Below are 17,886 nucleotides of genomic sequence, written 5' to 3' on the forward strand. Positions count from 1 at the left end.
GCTCACGCCCGGCTCCACCGTTGGTTGGCGTTGCCGTGGCAGGTCCAGACGATCACCCGGGTGCCGTTCGCGGTGCCCGCGTTGTCGACGTCCAGGCACATCGACGGGAAGCGCACGTTGCTCACCGTGCCGTTGCCGTTGATCGTCCACTGCTGGTTGGTGCCGCCGTTGCAGTCCCAGATCTGCACCCGCGTACCGGCCGTCGCGTTCGTCGGCACGTCCAGGCACTTGCCGAGCACCTGCAACGCCTGCCCGTTGGCGGTGAACTGCTGGTTGGCGTTGGTGTGACAGTCCCAGATCAGCGTCCCGGTGCCGTTCGCGGTGCCGGCGTTGTCGACGTCGAGGCACCGGCCGGACGACTCGCCGCGCAGCCGGAACGTGGTCGGGACCGGCGGCGGGGTGGTGGTGCCGCCGCCGCTGACCCGGTAGACCACGGTGCCGTGCGCCGGCACGCTGGCGGAGATCGCGCCGGTGCTGGTGGAGGTGGCGTTCGTCCACGCGTCGCGCAACGTGAACGAGCTGCCGCTCTTGCCCACCGCCGCCGCCGTGGTGGAGACGGTCGTGGTCGAGCTGCCCTGGTTGAACAGGGCGACCGCCACGTCGCCGTTGGCCAGCGGCTTGGCCAGCACCCGCCGGGTGCCGTCGAAGGAGACCTGGACCGCCTGGCGGCCGAGGGTGTCCTGGTTGATCGCGACGAGGTTCGCGTTGCGCAGGATCGCCAGCGTGGCCGCGTTCGCCGAGCGTACGTCGTTGCCCATCATCAGCGGTGCCGCGAGCATCGACCAGAGCGCGAAGTGGCTGCGCATCTCGGTGTCGTTCATGCCGCCGTTGCCGACTTCGAGCATGTCCGGGTCGTTGAACCCGCCGGGCGCGGCGTACCCGGCCAGGGGCACCGTGACGTCGACGATGTTCTGGATGCCCATCGGGTAGCCGTTGGTCTGGCCGGTGTTCCACGCGTTGGTGATGTCCTCGGTGGTCCGCCAGAGGTTCGCCACGTCGCTCCAGTTGCGCTGCGGCCCGGTCTTGGCGTGGTAGCTGTTGGGGTTGATGCTGTAGACGATCGGCCGGCCGGTGGAGGCCAGCGCGTCGCGCATGATGCCGAACCGCGCCACCTGGTCGTTGATCGTCCCGGTGCCGGAGCACCAGTCGTACTTGAGGTAGTCCACGCCCCAGGCGGCGAACTGCCGCGCGTCCTGGTACTCGTGGTTGAGGCTGCCGGTGGCGCCGGGGAACGCGCCGCCGACCTGGGCGCAGGTCTTGTCCAGCGGCACCTGGTAGATGCCGAACAGCAGGCCGCGGGCGTGCAGGTAGTCACCGAGCGACTTCATCCCGCTGGGGAACCGCTGCGGGTGGGCCTGGAGGTTGCCCTGCGCGTCCCGGTTCGGGTCGAACCAGCAGTCGTCCACGACGACGTACTTGTACCCGAGGTCGCGCAGCCCGTTGCTGACGATCGCGTCGGCGGTCTGGCGGATGAGGGTCTCGTTGATGTTGCAGCCGAAGGTGTTCCAGGTGTTCCACCCCATCGGCGGGGTACGGGCGACGCCGTTGTCCAGCGCCCGGGCGGGACGCGGGGCCACGGCCTGGTCGGTGACTGTGGCGGCGAGCGCCACCGCCGCGACGCCCAGGACGGCGAGCGTCCGTCGGGTCCATCTGCGCACTGATCCTCCTCGGTCGCCGGGCGCCGGCCGTGCCGGCGTCCGGTTGGGAGCGGCCCGCCGATCGCGCGGCGTCGCCCGTGGTGCACGGGGACGTACGCGGCACGGCAGTGGAGAGGGGCCGGCCGGTCACCGGCGGGCGCTCGTGGGTGGTGGGTCCGGCGGTCGACGGGGTCGCCGTCCGCGTCGCCGCCCGGCTGCGGCGCCGGGGTTTCCCGGACGGCGGCGCCACGAAGCAGGGATGGCGAGAATGTTATCGCTGACATCAAACGCTGTAAATAGCAAGCGTGGCCGCCCCGGCTCTGCCTGCACTCGTCCGGGTGGGTGCCGAGGCCGGGAAAAGGGCCGCTGAGCGGCCCTGTACGAGCCCGCCGGGTGCCCTCCCGGCTCTCCGGCCCACCGCGTCGACCTTGCCCGCTCGGCGATCGACTAAGGCATCGATTGTTGTCGCTAACACGACGTCCGTCCGGTCCCTGTGGCCGACCGTGCGACGCGCCCGTGTGGATCTCCTCCGGCGGCGGTCGTGCCGGTCCGTGCCGCCGGGTCGGAGCGGTCCGGGAGGGGCCGATCCTCGTTACGCAGCTGTTGCCCGGAGGTGTCTTGACGGATGTATATGTGAGCGCTAACACTATCTCCGTGACACGGCGGAGGTGCAAATGAGCGAAGTGGACGCGTCCGACCGGTACGTGATCGGGATCGACTTCGGCACGCTGTCCGGGCGGGCACTGGTGGTCCGCGTCCGTGACGGCGCCGAACTCGGTACGGCGGTGCACGAGTACCGGCGCGGGGTCATCGAGACCGCGCTTCCCGACGGCGGCCCGGCGCTGCCCCCGGACTGGGCCCTCCAGGACCCGGACGACTACCGCGACGTGCTGCGCCACGCGGTGCCGGCCGCGCTCGCCGAGGCCGGCGTGGACCCGTCCCGGGTGGTGGGCATCGGCACCGACTTCACCGCCTGCACCGTGCTCCCGACGCTCGCCGACGGCACGCCGCTGTGCGAGATCCCGGACCTGCGCGACCGGCCGCACGCCTGGGTGAAGCTCTGGAAGCACCACGCCGCGCAGCCGCACGCCGACCGGATCAACGCGCTGGCGGCCGAACGCGGCGAGTCGTGGCTCGGCCGCTACGGCGGCAAGATCTCCGCGGAGTGGCAGTTCGCCAAGGGCCTGCAGATCCTGGAGGAGGACCCGGAGGTCTACCGGCGCGCCGAGCGCTTCGTCGAGGCCGCCGACTGGATCGTCTGGCAGCTGTGCGGCGCCGAGACGCGCAACGTCTGCACCGCCGGCTACAAGGGCATCCGGCAGGACGGCCGGTACCCGTCGCCGGACTACCTGGCCGCGCTCGCCCCCGGCTTCGCCGACTTCGTGACCAAGCTGGACGGTCCGCTGCTGCCGCTGGGCGCGCGGGCCGGCACCCTCAGCGCCCGCGCCGCCGCCTGGACCGGTCTGCCCGAGGGCATCGCGGTCGCGGTCGGCAACGTCGACGCGCACGTCACCGCCGCCGCGGCCCAGGCGCTGCGGCCGGGCCGGCTGGTCGCCATCATGGGCACCTCCACCTGCCACGTGCTCAACGGCACCCACCCGGCGGAGGTGCCGGGCATGTGCGGCGTGGTCGACGGCGGCATCAGCCCCGGCGCCTGGGGCTTCGAGGCCGGGCAGAGCGGCGTGGGGGACATCTTCGGCTGGTTCGTGCGGCACGCCGCCCCGGCCGGGTTCGACTCGCACGAGCGGCTCACCGAGGCCGCCGCCGCCCAGCCGGTCGGCGCGCACGGCCTGGTGGCGCTGGACTGGTGGAACGGCAACCGGTCCCTGCTGGTCAACCACGACCTGAGCGGGATGATCGTCGGGCTGACGCTCGCCACCCGGCCGCCGGACGTCTACCGCGCCCTGCTGGAGTCCACCGCGTACGGCACCCGGATGATCGTCGAGGCGTTCGCGCAGGCCGGGGTGCCGGTCGACGACCTGGTGGTGGCCGGTGGGCTCACCTCCAACCGGCTGCTCATGCAGATCTACGCCGACGTGACGAACCGGCCGCTGAGCATCATCGGTTCCGCCCAGGGCCCGGCGCTCGGTTCGGCCATCCACGCGGCGGTGGCCGCCGGGGCGTACCCGACGATCCACGAGGCGTCCGCCGCGATGGGGCGCATCGACGAGGCCGTCTACCGGCCCGTCCCGGGCAACGTGCGGGCGTACGACGCCCTGTACGCCGAGTACCGCGCCCTGCACGACCACTTCGGTCGCGGCGCGAACGACGTCATGCTCCGCCTGCGGGCGATCCGCAACGCGGCAGCCGACGCCGCCGCGGACCGCACCGCCGCGACCCTGGAGGTGGTCGGATGAACAGCCAGGTCACCGCGCTGCGCGAAACCGTGGCCCGCCTGCACCGCGAACTGACCCGCTACGACCTGGTGGCCTGGACCGCCGGCAACGTGTCGGCCCGCGTACCCGGTCAGGACCTGATGGTCATCAAGCCGAGCGGTGTCGACTACGACGACCTGACGGCCGAGGCCATGGTGGTCTGCGACCTCAACGGCGCGGTGGTCGACGGCGACGGCGCCCCGTCCAGCGACACCGCCGCGCACGCCTACGTCTACCGCGCGATGCCCGAGGTCGGCGGCGTCGTGCACACCCACAGCGGATACGCCACCGCCTGGGCGGCCCGCGGCGAGGCGATCCCGTGCTGGCTGACCGCGCAGGCCGACGAGTTCGGCGGGGAGATCCCGATCGGGCCGTTCGCGCTGATCGGCGGCGACGACATCGGCAAGGGCATCGTCAGCACCCTGTCCGGGCACCGCTCGCCCGCGGTGCTCATGCGCAACCACGGCGTCTTCACCATCGGCCGCGACGCGCGGGCGGCGGTCAAGGCCGCGGTGATGTGCGAGGACGTCGCCCGCACCGCACACCTGGCCCGGGCGCTCGGCCAGCCGGTGCCGATCGCGCCGGCCGACATCGACTCGCTCTACGACCGCTACCAGAACGTCTACGGCCAACGCCCGCCGGCGCCCTGACCCCGGACCGGGCGCCGCGCGTCCACCCCACCACCACACCCGGCCGCACCGGCTCCCGCCGCGCGTCCGGAACTTCCAACCCCGGAGGAGAACCGATGAGTACCAGGAGCACGGCCCGCAGGGTCATCGCCGCGCTCGCCGGCGTGCTGCTCGCCGGCAGCATGGCGGCCTGCGGCAACAGCGACACCGGCGGTGACGCCGGCGGCGGCAACGACAAGATCGTCCTGGGTTTCTCCCAGGTGGGCGCCGAGAGCGGCTGGCGCACCGCGAACACCACCTCGATCAAGGAAGCGGCCGCCGAGGCCGGCATCGAGCTGAAGTTCGACGACGCGCAGCAGAAGCAGGAGAACCAGATCAAGGCGATCCGCAACTTCATCCAGCAGAAGGTCGACGTAATCGCCTTCTCGCCGGTGGTGGAGTCGGGCTGGGACACCGTGCTCAAGGAGGCCAAGGACGCGAAGATCCCGGTCATCCTGACCGACCGCGCGGTCGACTCGGCCGACAAGTCGCTCTACAAGACGTTCCTCGGCTCGGACTTCGTCAAGGAGGGCCGCCTCGCCGGCGAGTGGCTGGTGGAGCAGAAGAAGGCGGCGTCCGGCCCGGTCAACATCGTGGAGCTGCAGGGCACGACCGGCTCGGCGCCGGCCAACGACCGGAAGAAGGGCTTCGCCGAGGCGATCGCCGCCAACCCGAACCTGAAGATCGTCGCCTCGCAGTCCGGTGACTTCACCCGCGCCGGCGGCAAGCAGGTCATGGAGCAGTTCCTCAAGGCCAACCCGAAGATCGACGTGCTGTTCGCGCACAACGACGACATGGGCCTGGGCGCGCTCGAGGCGATCACCGCGGCGGGCAAGACGCCCGGCAAGGACATCACCATCATCACCGTCGACGCGGTGAAGGACGGCATGCAGGCCCTCGCGGACGGCAAGTTCAACTTCATCGCCGAGTGCAGCCCACTGCTCGGCCCACAGCTGATGGAGCTGGTCAAGAAGGTCAAGGCCGGCGAGGAGGTGCCCGCCCGGATCGAGACCGAGGAGACCACGTTCACCCAGGAGCAGGCCAAGGAGGCGCTGCCCAACCGCAAGTACTGAGTCACCCGGGGGCCGCCGTCGCAACCGACGGCGGCCCCCGTACCACCACCGCCGAAGAAGAGGTCCGATGGGATGACGGGTAGCCGTCCGGTCCTGACCATGACCGGTATCAGCAAGACCTTCCCCGGGGTCCGCGCGCTGCACGACGTGGACTTCCGGCTGTTCCCGGGCGAGGTCCACGCCCTGATGGGCGAGAACGGCGCCGGCAAGTCCACCCTGATCAAGGTACTGACCGGCGTCTACGGGACCGACGCGGGCGTCGTCACGCTCGGCGGCGAGCAGGTCTCGTTCACCGGCCCGATGCAGGCCGCTGCGGCCGGTGTCAGCACCGTGTACCAGGAGGTCAACCTCTGCACCAACCTGTCGGTGGCGGAGAACGTCTTCATCGGCCGGGAGCCCCGCCGGTTCGGCGCCGTGCGCTGGGGCGAGATGCGCCGCCGGGCCCGTGACCTGCTGGCCCGCCTCGACCTGGACCTCGACGTCAGCGCGCCGCTCGGCTCGTACTCGCTGGCGGTGCAGCAGATGGTCGCCATCGCCCGGGCGATCGACGTGCGGGCCCGGGTGCTGATCCTGGACGAACCGACGTCCAGCCTGGACGCCGGCGAGGTCGCCCAGCTGTTCCGGATCATGCGGCAGCTGCGCGACGAGGGGATCGCGATCCTGTTCGTCACCCACTTCCTCGACCAGGTCTACGGCATCGCCGACCGGATCACGGTGCTGCGCAACGGCCGGCTCGTGGGGGAGTACCGCACCGAGGAGCTGCCGCAGTTCAGCCTGGTCGAAAAGATGATCGGGCAGGAGCTGGACGTGCTGGAGCGGCTCGACGAGCACCAGAAGCGCGCCACCGTCGACGCCGGCGGCAAGGCCCCGCTCGTGGACGCCGCCGAACTGGGCCGGCGCGGTGCCGTCGCCCCGTTCAGCCTGCGCATCCACGCCGGTGAGGTGGTCGGCCTGGCCGGCCTGCTCGGCTCCGGCCGGACCGAGGTGGCGCGGCTGATCTTCGGCGCGGACCGGGCCGACCACGGCCAGGTCCGGCTCGGCGGCGGCCGGGCGCCGGTGCGCAACCCGATCCAGGCCATCGCCCAGGGCGTCGGGTTCTGCTCGGAGAACCGCCGGGCCGAGGGCATCGTCCCCGAGCTGTCGGTCCGGGAGAACATGATCCTGGCGATGCAGGCCGCGCGCGGCTGGCTGCGGCCGATCCCGCGCCGCCGCCAGGACGAGCTGGTCCGCAAGTACGTCGAGGCGCTGAGCATCCGCCCGGCCAACCCGGAGCTGCCGGTGCGCAACCTCTCCGGCGGCAACCAGCAGAAGGTGCTGCTGGCCCGCTGGCTGATCACCGAACCGCGCCTGCTGATCCTGGACGAGCCGACCCGCGGCATCGACGTCGGCGCCAAGGCCGAGATCCAGAAGCTGGTGGTGCAGCTCTCCGACGGCGGCATGGCGGTGCTGTTCATCTCCGCCGAGCTGGAGGAGGTGCTGCGCCTGAGCCACCGGGTCGCGGTCATGCGCGACCGGGAGATGGTCGCCCAGCTCGACAACGACGACACGCTCGACGCCGACCGCGTCATGCGCACCATCGCCAGTGGAACGCCCCGGGAGGAGGTGACCCGATGACCGCCGTCGCCGACCGCCTCCGCCCGCTGACCGGCCACCGCCTGTTCTGGCCGGCGCTCGTGCTCGTGGTCATGATCGCCGCGAACACCGTCTACCGTCCCGGCTTCCTCGCCGTCGAGGTCAAGAACGGCCACCTGTACGGCACGCCGATCGACATCCTCCGGCTGAGCGCGCCGCTGATCCTGGTCGCGCTCGGGATGACGCTCGTCATCGCCACCGGCGGCATCGACCTGTCGGTCGGCTCGCTCTGCGCGATCAGCGGCGCGATCGCCTGCCTGTACATCAGCGGGGCGGCCGACCAGAACAGCCCGGCCACGGTGGCCACCGCGCTCGCCCTGGCCTTCGGCGCCGCGCTCGTGCTCGGCGCGTGGAACGGGGTGCTGGTCGCGGTCATCGGCATCCAGCCGATCATCGCCACGCTGATCCTCATGGTGGCCGGGCGGGGCATCGCCCAGCTCGTCACCGAGGGCCAGATCATCACCATCAACTCCGGTCCGTACCGGGCGATCGGGCTCGGGCACTTCCTGACGCTGCCGCTGGCCATCCTGATCGCGCTCGCCGCCGCGCTGCTCGTGGCCGCGTTCACCCGGCGCACCGCGCTCGGGCTGATCGTCGAGTCGGTCGGCGGCAACGCCGAGGCCAGCCGGCTCGCCGGCATCCGGTCCCGGCGCATCGTCTTCCTCGTCTACGTGATCAGCGCCGTCTGCGCCGCGCTCGCCGGTTTCATGGTCACCGCCAACGTCTCCAGCGCCGACGGCAACGCCGCCGGCCTGTGGATCGAACTCGACGCGATCCTGGCCGTGGTCATCGGCGGCACCTCGCTGGCCGGCGGCCGGTTCTCCCTCGGCGGCACCGTCCTCGGCGCACTGATCATCCAGACGCTCACCACCACCGTGTACGCCATGAACATCTCGCCGCAGACGTCGCTGCTGTTCAAGGCGGTCGTCGTCATCGCCGTCTGCCTCGTACAGGCCCCGGCGTTCCGGGCCCGGCTGCGCCGGCGGCGGCGCGGGGACGAACCCGGCCCGGCGGCCCCGCAGCGGGAGAAGGAGCAGGTGCCGGCATGAGCAGCACGTCGTTGACCACCGGCCGCTCCTGGCGGCCCAGCCTGCCCCGCCGGCACGTCCCGGTGCTGGCCACGCTCGCCCTGCTGCTGGTCATGTACGGCATCGGCGTGTCCCAGTACCGCGCCTTCTCCAACGTCCAGGTCGTCTTCAACGTCTTCATCGACAACGGGTTCCTGCTCGTCGTCGCGGTCGGCATGACGTTCGTGATCCTCACCGGCGGCATCGACCTGTCCGTCGGCTCGGTGGTGGCGATGACCGCGATGGTGTCGGCCGCGCTGCTGCGCGACGGCCTGCCCGCGGCCCTGGTGCTGGTGATCGCGCTGCTGATCGGCCCGACGCTCGGCTTCCTGATGGGCTGCGCGATCCACTTCTTCGAGATCCAGCCGTTCATCGTGACCCTCGCCGGGATGTTCTTCGCCCGGGGCATGTGCACGTTCATCAGCGACGCCTCCATCTCCATCACCGACGGCTTCTGGACCTCGATGTCGCAGCAGCGCATCGGCGACCCGGCCGGCAACTTCGTGTCGATCAGCGTGCTGATCGCGTTCGCGGTGGTGCTGATCGCGGCGTACGTGCTGGCGTACACCCGGTTCGGCCGCAACGTGTACGCGGTCGGCGGCAACGCGCAGTCGGCGCTGCTGATGGGCCTGCCGGTGGCACGGACCCGGATCGCCGTCTACACGATCAGCGGGCTCTGCTCGGCGATCGGCGGCATCCTGCTGTCGTTCTACACGCTCTCCGGCGCGCCTTTGATCGCCGTCGGGATGGAGCTGGACGTGATCGCCGCCGTGGTGATCGGCGGCACCGTGCTCACCGGCGGCTCCGGGTACGTCTTCGGCACCGTGCTCGGCGTCCTGGTGCTGGGCGTGATCCAGACCCTGATCACGTTCGACGGCAGCCTCAACTCCTGGTGGACCAAGATCGTGATCGGCGGCCTGCTCTTCGCGTTCATCCTCCTCCAGCGCCTCATCGGCATCCGGTTCAAGTGACGGTTCCTAGCGCGGAAGGCAACAACATGGCAACTCACCCACAGCCCGAGGTCTGGTTCCTCACCGGCAGCCAGGGCCTCTACGGCGAGGACACCCTGCGGCAGGTCGCGGAGCAGTCCCGGCAGATCGCCGCGCGCCTGGACGAGTCGCCGGACATCCCCGTACGCGTGGTCTGGAAGCCGGTCCTCACCTCCAGCGCGGACATCCTCGCGGCCTGCCGGGACGCGGCGGCGCAGGGCGCGGTCGGGGTGATCGCCTGGATGCACACGTTCTCCCCGGCTAAGATGTGGATCTCCGGGCTGGACGCGCTGCGCACGCCGCTGCTGCACCTGCACACGCAGGCCAACGTGGCGCTGCCGTGGGACGAGATCGACATGGACTTCATGAACCTCAACCAGGCCGCGCACGGCGACCGGGAGTTCGGGTTCATCCAGACCCGGCTCGGGGTGGCGCGCAAGACCGTCGCCGGTCACGTCACCGACCCCCGGGTCGTCGGGCGGGTCGCGGCCTGGGCCCGCGCCGCGATCGGCTGGTCGGCGGTACGGACGCTGCGGCTGGCCCGCTTCGGCGACAACATGCGCGACGTCGCGGTCACCGAGGGGGACAAGGTCGAGGCCGAGCTGCGCTTCGGCGTCTCGGTCAACACCTACGGCGTCAACGACCTGGTCGCCGCCGTCGACCAGGTGCCCGAGGCCCAGGTCGACGACCTGGTCAAGGAGTACGACGACACCTACCGCGTCGCCCCCGAGCTGCGGCCCGGCGGGGACCGGCACGACTCGCTGCGGTACGCGGCGCGCCAGGAGCTGGGCCTGCGCGCGTTCCTCGACGCCGGTGGGTTCCGGGCGTTCACCACGAACTTCGAGGACCTCGGCGGGTTGCGCCAGCTCCCCGGGATCGCGGTGCAGCGCCTGATGGCCGACGGCTACGGCTTCGGCGGCGAGGGGGACTGGAAGACCTCGGTGCTGGTGCACACGCTCAAGGCGATGGCCGTCGGCGTGCCGGGCGGCACCTCGTTCATGGAGGACTACACCTACGACCTGACGTTCGGTCAGGAGCTGATCCTCGGCGCGCACATGCTGGAGGTGTGCCCGAGCATCGCCGCCGACGTGCCGAGCGCGGAGGTGCACCCGCTGAGCATCGGCGGGCGGGAGGATCCGGTACGCCTGGTCTTCGACGCCGCGCCCGGCCCGGCGGTCGTGCTGGGCATGGCGGACATGGGGGAGCGGTTCCGGCTGGTCGCCAACGCGGTGGACGTGGTGCCGCCGCCGCACCCGCTGCGCCGCCTTCCGGTGGCGCGCGCGGTCTGGCGCCCGCAGCCCGACCTGGCCGGCTCGGCGGAGGCGTGGATCACCGCCGGCGCGCCGCACCACACGGTGCTCTCCCAGGCCGTCGGCGTGGAGGAGCTGCGCGACCTGGCCGCGATGGCCCGGACCGAGCTGGTGGTCATCGACGCCGAGACGCGCCCGCACCGCTTCGCCGACGAGCTGCGCTGGAACCAGGCGTACTACCGGCTCGCCCGGGGCTTCTGAGCCGCTGCCGGCCGCCCGGGCCGGCCCGCTCGGCGGGCGGCGTGTTACGCCTTGACGAACGGCATGTTATCGCTCACAGTCGATGGATAGGGTCACCGGCACCGCTCGCGGGCCGTTCCGGGCGCGATCTGCGCCGCAGTTGCCTGGGATCCGACTCCCGCCTGGGTGGGCATCGCTGTTAGCGATAACGCTGCCGTCGTCGGCGCGTGCCGCCGCGCCCGGGCTCCGGTCGACGAAGGAGGATCGTGGTGACGGCTCGACTGTCCCGTGGACGTGGAAGCCTGTCCCGGCTGCTGGCCGGGGTGGTGGCGCTGCTTGTCGGCGGCGTGGTGGTGGGCGCCGTGCCCGCGCCGGTATCGGCCGCCACAGTGGACACCGGCGCGTACTACGTGCTGGTGAACCGCAACAGCGGCAAGGCGCTGGACCTGTACAACCAGGCCACCAACGACGGCGCGCGGATCACCCAGTGGACGCGCAACGACGGCGCCTGGCAGCAGTGGCAGTTCGTGGACTCCGGCGGTGGCTACTACCGGCTGCGCTCCCGGCACTCGGGCAAGGTGCTCGACGTGACCGGCGCGTCCACCGCCAACGGCGCGGCCGTGGTGCAGTGGACGGACCACGGCGGCACCAACCAGCAGTTCCGGCTGGCCGACTCCGACAGCGGGTACGTCCGGCTGATCAACCGGAACTCGAACAAGGTGATGGAGGTGCAGAACGCCTCCACCGCCGACGGCGGCAACATCGTCCAGTACGACGACTGGAACGGCGCGAACCAGCAGTGGCAGCTCGTCCGCGTCGGCGACAACCCGGGCAACCCGGGCGGCAACTTCACCAACCCGGCCGTCTGGCAGGACTTCGCCGACGTCGACATCATCCGGGTCGGCGACGTCTACTACATGTCCGCCTCCACCATGCACTACTCGCCCGGCGCGCCGGTGCTGCGCTCCTGGGACCTGGTGAACTGGGAGTTCGCCGGGCACTCCGTACCGCGGCTGGACTTCGGCTCCAAGTACGACCTGAGCGGCAGCGAGCACGCGTACGTGGACGGCATCTGGGCGTCGACGCTGAACTACCGGCCGAGCAACCGCACCTTCTACTGGGCCGGCTGCATCGACTTCGCGCAGACCCACATCTACACCGCCGGCGCCGTCGACGGCGCGTGGAGCCGCCTGGCCACCATCCCCAACTGCTACTACGACGCCGGCATGCTGATCGACGACAACGACACCATGTACGTCGCGTACGGCAACGGCACGATCAGCGTGGCCCAGCTCTCCGCCGACGGGCGCAGCCAGGTCCGGGCCCAGCAGGTCTACCAGACGCCGTCGAGCATCGGCACGCTGGAGGGCGCGCGTTTCTACAAGCGCAACGGCGCGTACTACATCTGGCTGACCCGTCCGGCCAACGGCCAGTACGTGCTGAAGTCCACGAACGGCCCGTTCGGCCCGTACGAGCAGCGGCAGGTGCTGCTCAACCTGCCCGGCCCGATCTCCGGCGGCGGCGTGCCGCACCAGGGCGGGCTGGTGCAGACGCAGACCGGCGCCTGGTACTACATGGCGTTCACCGACGCGTACCCGGGCGGCCGGATGCCGACGCTCGCGCCGATCACCTGGACCTCCGACGGCTGGCCCCAGGTGCAGACCGTCAACGGCGCCTGGGGCGCGAGCTACCCCAACCCGCTGCCGACCCGCCCGGTCAAGCCGCTCACCGGCACCGACACGTTCTCCGGCACCACGCTCGGCGTGCAGTACGAGTGGAACCACAACCCGGACAACAGCCGGTGGTCGGTGAACAACGGCCTGCGATTGCAGACCGCCAGCGTGACGAACGACCTGTACCGGGCCCGCAACACGCTCACCCACCGCATCCAGGGCCCCACCTCGACCGGCACGATCGAGCTGGACTACTCGGGCATGCGCGACGGTGACCGGGCCGGCCTGGCGATGCTGCGGGACAGTTCGGCCTGGATCGGCGTACGGCGTGACAACGGCGCCACCCGGGTGGTGATGACGAACGGCCTGACCATGGGCTCCAACAACTGGAACACCACCAGCACCGGTACGGAGATCGCCGGCGCGGCGGTGTCCGGCGGGCGGATCTGGCTGCGGGCCAACGCCGACATCCGGCCCGGCTCGGGGCGGCAGGCGCGGTTCTCCTACAGCACGGACGGGGTGAACTTCGTACCGCTCGGGAACGCGCTGACACTCAACAACGCGTGGCAGTTCTTCATGGGGTACCGGTTCGGCTTCTTCAACTACGCCACCCAATCGCTCGGTGGCGCGGTGACGGTGCGGCAGTTCTCGCTGACAACACCGTGACAACGGTCACCATTCGCGGCCGTTGACACATCTTCAATAGCCCGGGGTGGGGCACCGGCAATCGCCGGAAATGCCGCACCCCGGGCTCAATTCCACCGCTTCCGAGCTGCCTGTTCACGCCGCTGCGTAACGGAAGGGAATGAGCCGTCGGCCGATTCCGCGATATCGCCGCGCCACGGCGGGAACGGTCGATCGACGGTGCCGATACCGATGGGACCGCTGGCGTAGACTGTCGCCACCCGGGCCGGTCCGGTCGAGATCGACCGGTGTGGCCGCGGGCAGTGGCGAAAGTGAGGTGGCCGTGCGCGGTCCTGCGATGACGGACGTGGCCCGCCTCGCCGGGGTGTCGCACCAGACGGTCTCCCGGGTGCTCAACGGGCATCCCAACGTGCGTGAGCAGACCCGGCTGCGGGTGCAGGCCGCCATCACCGAACTCGGCTACCGGCCAAACCGCGCGGCCCGCGCGCTGGTGACCGGCCGGTCCCAGGTGATCGGCGTGGTCGCGCAGAACACCACGCTCTACGGCCCGGCGTCGCTGCTGGCCGCGCTGGAGCAGACCGCCGCCGAGGCCGGTTTCGCGGTGAGCGTCGGCAGCGTCCGCGACCTCGACCACCGCTCCATCTCGGCCGCCGTGGAACGGCACCTGGCACACCGGGTCGCCGGCATAGTGGTCATCGCGCCGGTCGAGTCCGCCGGGGAGGCGCTGGAACGGCTGCCTCAGGACGTACCGCTGGTGACAGTCGACGGCGACCCGCGCCGGCCGATCCCGCTGGTCACAGTCGACCAGGTCGCCGGCGCCCGGGCCGCCACCGAGCACCTCCTCGCCGCCGGGCACCGCACGGTGTGGCACGTGTCCGGCCCGTCGGACTGGTTCGACAGCGCCGGCCGGATCGAGGGGTGGCGCGAGGCGCTGCGGCAGGCCGGCGCCGAGATCCCGCCGCTGGTCCCGGCCGACTGGTCGGCGGCGGCGGGCTACCGGTGCGGGCAGATGCTGGCCCGGATGCCGGAGGTCACCGCCGTCTTCACCGCCAACGACCACCTGGCGCTGGGCGTGCTGCGGGCGCTGCACGAGCACGGCCGCCGCGTACCCGACGACATCAGCGTGGTCGGGTTCGACGACGTGCCCGAGGCGGCGTACTTCATCCCGCCGCTGACCACCGTGCGGCCCGATTTCGACGCGGTCGCCGCGGCCAGCCTGGACCTGCTCCTGGCGCAGATCGAGTCGCAGACCGCCGGGCCGCTGCGGCAGACGATCGCGCCGACGCTGGTGCCGCGCCGCAGCGTCGGCCCGCCGCCCGCCCGCTGAGCCGGCCCGGCCCGCTGAGCCGGCCCGGCCCGCTGAGCCGGCCCGGCCCGCTGAGCCGGCCCGGCCCGCTGAGCCGGTCGCGGCCCGTTCAGCCCGGCCCGGTCCGCCGTACCGGGTGCAGCGGCCCGCTCCGCCGTACCGGCGTCAGCGAACGCCGCCGGAACCGGCGCGAGCGCGTCCTCGGCGCGCGACGAGCAGCACGATCCCGGCGACCACGAGCAGACCGGCGGCCGCCCCGCCGGCCAGCAGCGCGACCGGCGGGCCGCCGTCGCCGGACTTGGGGCCGGACGCTTCCGGCCGGCCCGCGTCCGACGGACCGCTCGACGCGGTGGCGCCCGCTGCGGTGTCCGTGCCGGTCGACGGGGGAGCCGCCGCCGGCGGCGCGGGCGCGGCCGGGTCGGCGACGGTGAAGCGGTACGACCCCTGGACCGGGTGGCCGTCGCGGGACACCACCCGGTACGCGACGGTGTAGGTGCCGTTGCCCAGCGGCTCGTCGATCGTCACCGTGCCGGTGGCGCCGTCCACCGCCGGTGCGGAGGTGGCCACCGTGCGCCGGCCCGCGTCGCTGACCGTGATGGTGGTGAAGGACGGGTTCAGCCCTTGCAGGAACCGCAGCGTGACCTGCGTGGGCGCGGCGGTGAGCCGGGCGTCGCGCGCGGGCGTGGCCTCCTGGAGCGAGTTGTGTGCCGCCGCGGGCGTGGCCGGGACGAGCAGCAGCGCGGTGAGGACCGCGGCGAGCAGCGCGGTGACGGAACGGGTACGCATGACGCGCCTTCCTGTGGTGGTCAGCCGAGCAGTTGCCGGCCGATCCAGCCGCCCTCGGGGCAGCCGGGCGGTACGGCGAACACGGCGGAGCCGATCGGGGTGGTCCACTCGTTGAGCAGGTCGCGCTCGGCGAGCCGGCGTTGGACGGGCAGGAGCTGGCGGGCGATGTCGGCCTGGTAGGAGGCGAAGACGAGCCCGCTGTCCGCGTTCCCCTCGGCGGTCGGCACACCGTCGTAGTTGTAGGGCCGGCGCAGGATCTTCTGCCGGTCGTCGGTGACGCGGGCCCGGGTCAGGTGCGAGAAGTCGGGGATGACGGTGAGCCCGTCCGGGCCGAGCGCGGCGAAGTCCGGCTCGTCGTGTTCGGCCCGGCCGGTCAGTGGCGCGCCGGTGTCGAGGCGCCGCCCGACGGCGAGTTCCCGGTCGGTGCGGCCCAGCAGATCCCAGGTCTCCAGGTTCATGCTGATCCGCCGCACCACGAGCGTCGTCGAGTCGCGCAGCCAGTCCGGTCCTTCGGTCACCCACACCGCGGTGTCCGCCGGCGTGCCGGGCTTCGGGTTGGCGGTGCCGTCGAGCTGCCCGAACAGGTTGCGCTGGGTACGCCCCGGCTCGGCGCCGGCCGCCCGGCGGAAGCCCTGCTGCACCCAGCGGACGGCGGCGAACGGACGGCTGTCCTTGACCAGGACCCGCTGCGCGTGGGCGACGGTGAGCGGGTCGTCGGCGCAGATCTGGAGCAGCAGATCCCCGCCGGACCAGCGTGGTTGCAGCCGGTCGATGCCGAACGCGGGCAGCTCGGCCACCGAGGCGGGCCGGCGGTCGTCGAGCCCGGCGGCGGCGTAGAGACCGGGACCGAAGCCGAACGTGACCGTCAGCCGGGCCGGCAGCACGCTCAGTTCCGGCTCGGTGTCGGCCAGCGCCGGGCGGCCCTGGGTGAGCCGGGCCGCGTCGTCGGAGAGCAGCCGCAGCATCCGCCCGAGCGCCGCCCGGTCGGTGCCGGGGCGCAGCGTGAACGCGACGAACGCCGCGTGCGCCTGCGGGTCGGTGGTGACCCCGGACTGCCGGGCGCCGTGGAACGGCTCGACCGCGCCGCCGACCTGCGCCACCGGAACCGGTTCGGCGGGGCGTACCCCCGGGTTGTCGGGGCGGACGGCGGCGAGGGCGCCCGCGCCGGCCAGCGCGCCCCCGGCGGCCATCGCGCCGCCGGTGAGCAGGCCACGCCGGCTCAGCCGGCGGGCCGTGGCGGGACTGTCGCTCATGACGCCGGGCTCATGCTCATTTCCGGCATCGGGGACTCACCGTGACCGGGGGCGTAGGACTCCTGGGCGCCGGTGAACGGCTTCGCCACCGCGGTGAACGTCTGGGTCCGGCCGTCGGCGAAGGTGAGCGTGAAGCTCAGCTCGTCGCCGGCCTTGACCGGCTTGGCGAGGTTCATCAGCATCAGGTGGTCGCCGCCGGGCTCCAGCGTGATGCTGGAGCGCGCCTTGATCACGATGCCGCGCTCCTTGGCCTGCATGACCATCTTGCCGTCCTTCATGGTCATCTCGTGCAGTTCCATCGGAGAGATCGCGGTGGCCGCCTTGGTGATCGTGACGTCGGTGCCGCCGTCGTTGGCGAGCGTGGCGAACGCGGCGGTCATGCCCTTGTCGGCGGCCTTCACCCACGGGTCGCGGACGGTGAGCACGCCCGCCGCCGCGCTCGGCGACGCCGAGGCTGATGCCGAGTCCGACGCCGGCGGGGCGGCGGACGGCGTGCCGGAGGATCCGCAGGCGGTGGCCGACGCGGCGAGCACGGCGACGCCGATCAGGGCCGCCGCGCGCAGGAAGCGGCGGCTGGTGGTGCTGGGCATGACGTCGTCCCCTCGAAGATCCGGTGTTCGTACCGTTTGTCGGCGCGGTACGCCGGATAGTTCCGGCCGGGGCGGTCGGGCACGTCACACCCCGGCCCGCGCGGACCGTCGCGGACCCGGGATCGGCGGTGCGCCCGGAAGGCATAATGGTTCCGGGTGTCAGGTGGCGCGCCGGGCGCGGCCACGGCCGGACGAGGTCCCGGGCGGGCGCCCGGACGAGGGAGGCGACGGTGACCCAGGCGACGACCGGGGCGACCCGCAACACCCGTCAGCGCACCGAGGTGCTGGCGCTGCTGCGGGAGCTGGACGGCTTCCACAGCGCGCAGCAACTGCACCAGATGCTCGTCCAGCGGCAGGCGAAGGTCGGCCTCACCACGGTGTACCGGACGCTCCAGATGCTCGTCGACAACGGCGAGATCGACTCGGCCCGGCTGCCCGGCGGCGAGCACCTCTACCGCCGGTGTAGCCAGAGCCGGCATCACCACCACCTGGTCTGCCGCCGCTGCGGCCGGGCCGTGGAGGTGGCCGGACCGGCCGTGGAACGGTGGGCCGACCAGGTCGCCGCGCAGCACGGCTTCACCGACGTCGGGCACACCCTGGAAATCTTCGGCACCTGCGACCGCTGCGCCGCCTGAGCCGCCGCGCCGCCTCCGGCGCGCTGACGGGCACGGCTCCCATTACCAACTGAGGACGTCACGCGGC

Annotated in this window: 14 protein-coding genes; 10 read left to right on the forward strand and 4 right to left on the reverse strand. The window is 72.1% G+C overall.

Translation table 11 applies throughout. The features are described from left to right. Positions 1-2 precede the first annotated feature (2 nt). Positions 3-1,658 (reverse strand): ricin-type beta-trefoil lectin domain protein, encoded by a 1,656-nt coding sequence (locus ABIH81_RS21150; protein WP_349876624.1) that lies wholly within the window; start codon positions 1,656-1,658, stop codon positions 3-5. 653 nt (positions 1,659-2,311) lie between these two features. Between ABIH81_RS21150 and araB the strand changes: the two genes are divergently transcribed. From araB to ABIH81_RS21195, 9 genes are all read left to right on the forward strand, one after another. Continuing rightward, positions 2,312-3,994, forward strand: a complete 1,683-nt coding sequence (gene araB / locus ABIH81_RS21155) for a ribulokinase (RefSeq protein WP_349876625.1) — start codon at positions 2,312-2,314, stop codon at positions 3,992-3,994. Then, entirely contained in the window at positions 3,991-4,662 is a 672-nt protein-coding gene (locus ABIH81_RS21160) for an L-ribulose-5-phosphate 4-epimerase (RefSeq protein ID WP_349876626.1), read from the forward strand. The genes araB and ABIH81_RS21160 overlap by 4 nt, the downstream gene beginning before the upstream one ends. Positions 4,663-4,757: 95 nt before the next feature. Beyond that, on the forward strand, positions 4,758-5,753 hold the full coding sequence (locus ABIH81_RS21165; RefSeq protein WP_349876627.1) for an ABC transporter substrate-binding protein: 996 nt from the start codon (positions 4,758-4,760) through the stop codon (positions 5,751-5,753). Between the two features lie 72 nt (positions 5,754-5,825). Then, complete coding sequence (locus tag ABIH81_RS21170; RefSeq protein ID WP_349876628.1) at positions 5,826-7,367, forward strand: sugar ABC transporter ATP-binding protein; 1,542 nt, start codon at positions 5,826-5,828, stop codon at positions 7,365-7,367. Then, positions 7,364-8,434, forward strand: a complete 1,071-nt coding sequence (locus ABIH81_RS21175; protein WP_349876629.1) for an ABC transporter permease — start codon at positions 7,364-7,366, stop codon at positions 8,432-8,434. The genes ABIH81_RS21170 and ABIH81_RS21175 overlap by 4 nt, the downstream gene beginning before the upstream one ends. Further along, the gene (yjfF, locus tag ABIH81_RS21180; RefSeq protein ID WP_013286824.1) at positions 8,431-9,423 is read left to right on the forward strand and encodes a galactofuranose ABC transporter, permease protein YjfF; all 993 of its coding nucleotides are present in this window, start codon (positions 8,431-8,433) and stop codon (positions 9,421-9,423) included. The genes ABIH81_RS21175 and yjfF overlap by 4 nt, the downstream gene beginning before the upstream one ends. Before the next feature lie 26 nt (positions 9,424-9,449). Beyond that, on the forward strand, positions 9,450-10,952 hold the full coding sequence (gene araA / locus ABIH81_RS21185) for an L-arabinose isomerase (protein WP_349876630.1): 1,503 nt from the start codon (positions 9,450-9,452) through the stop codon (positions 10,950-10,952). A 248-nt stretch (positions 10,953-11,200) separates the two neighbouring features. Then, the gene (locus tag ABIH81_RS21190; protein WP_349876631.1) at positions 11,201-13,270 is read left to right on the forward strand and encodes an RICIN domain-containing protein; all 2,070 of its coding nucleotides are present in this window, start codon (positions 11,201-11,203) and stop codon (positions 13,268-13,270) included. A 316-nt stretch (positions 13,271-13,586) separates the two neighbouring features. After that, positions 13,587-14,576, forward strand: a complete 990-nt coding sequence (locus ABIH81_RS21195; protein ID WP_349876632.1) for a LacI family DNA-binding transcriptional regulator — start codon at positions 13,587-13,589, stop codon at positions 14,574-14,576. Between the two features lie 144 nt (positions 14,577-14,720). On the opposite strand, the gene ABIH81_RS21200 is transcribed toward ABIH81_RS21195, so the two are convergent. From ABIH81_RS21200 to ABIH81_RS21210, 3 genes are read right to left on the reverse strand one after another with little or no spacing between them, the layout of a single operon-like run. Beyond that, positions 14,721-15,341, reverse strand: a complete 621-nt coding sequence (locus ABIH81_RS21200; RefSeq protein ID WP_349876633.1) for a copper resistance CopC family protein — start codon at positions 15,339-15,341, stop codon at positions 14,721-14,723. A 20-nt stretch (positions 15,342-15,361) separates the two neighbouring features. Beyond that, a complete protein-coding gene (locus tag ABIH81_RS21205; RefSeq protein WP_349876634.1) occupies positions 15,362-16,594 on the reverse strand; it encodes a Dyp-type peroxidase in 1,233 nt (410 codons plus the stop codon). Further along, the gene (locus ABIH81_RS21210) at positions 16,591-17,184 is read right to left on the reverse strand and encodes a copper chaperone PCu(A)C (protein ID WP_349876635.1); all 594 of its coding nucleotides are present in this window, start codon (positions 17,182-17,184) and stop codon (positions 16,591-16,593) included. Before ABIH81_RS21210 ends, ABIH81_RS21205 begins: the two co-directional genes overlap by 4 nt. 230 nt (positions 17,185-17,414) lie before the next feature. Between ABIH81_RS21210 and ABIH81_RS21215 the strand changes: the two genes are divergently transcribed. Continuing rightward, on the forward strand, positions 17,415-17,819 hold the full coding sequence (locus ABIH81_RS21215) for a transcriptional repressor (protein WP_349876636.1): 405 nt from the start codon (positions 17,415-17,417) through the stop codon (positions 17,817-17,819). The last annotated feature ends 67 nt before the right edge of the window (positions 17,820-17,886 follow it).

Source organism: Micromonospora sp. HUAS YX12, from assembly GCF_040215685.1.
Classification (GTDB): domain Bacteria; phylum Actinomycetota; class Actinomycetes; order Mycobacteriales; family Micromonosporaceae; genus Micromonospora; species Micromonospora tulbaghiae.

Coding starts and splice junctions, on each gene's coding strand:
- araB (WP_349876625.1), top strand. CDS start 2,312: ATGAGCGAAGTGGACGCGTCCGACCGGTACGTGATCGGGATCGACTTC.
- ABIH81_RS21160 (WP_349876626.1), top strand. CDS start 3,991: ATGAACAGCCAGGTCACCGCGCTGCGCGAAACCGTGGCCCGCCTGCAC.
- ABIH81_RS21165 (WP_349876627.1), top strand. CDS start 4,758: ATGAGTACCAGGAGCACGGCCCGCAGGGTCATCGCCGCGCTCGCCGGC.
- ABIH81_RS21170 (WP_349876628.1), top strand. CDS start 5,826: ATGACGGGTAGCCGTCCGGTCCTGACCATGACCGGTATCAGCAAGACC.
- ABIH81_RS21175 (WP_349876629.1), top strand. CDS start 7,364: ATGACCGCCGTCGCCGACCGCCTCCGCCCGCTGACCGGCCACCGCCTG.
- yjfF (WP_013286824.1), top strand. CDS start 8,431: ATGAGCAGCACGTCGTTGACCACCGGCCGCTCCTGGCGGCCCAGCCTG.
- araA (WP_349876630.1), top strand. CDS start 9,450: ATGGCAACTCACCCACAGCCCGAGGTCTGGTTCCTCACCGGCAGCCAG.
- ABIH81_RS21195 (WP_349876632.1), top strand. CDS start 13,587: ATGACGGACGTGGCCCGCCTCGCCGGGGTGTCGCACCAGACGGTCTCC.
- ABIH81_RS21200 (WP_349876633.1), bottom strand. CDS start 15,341: ATGCGTACCCGTTCCGTCACCGCGCTGCTCGCCGCGGTCCTCACCGCG.
- ABIH81_RS21205 (WP_349876634.1), bottom strand. CDS start 16,594: ATGAGCGACAGTCCCGCCACGGCCCGCCGGCTGAGCCGGCGTGGCCTG.
- ABIH81_RS21210 (WP_349876635.1), bottom strand. CDS start 17,184: ATGCCCAGCACCACCAGCCGCCGCTTCCTGCGCGCGGCGGCCCTGATC.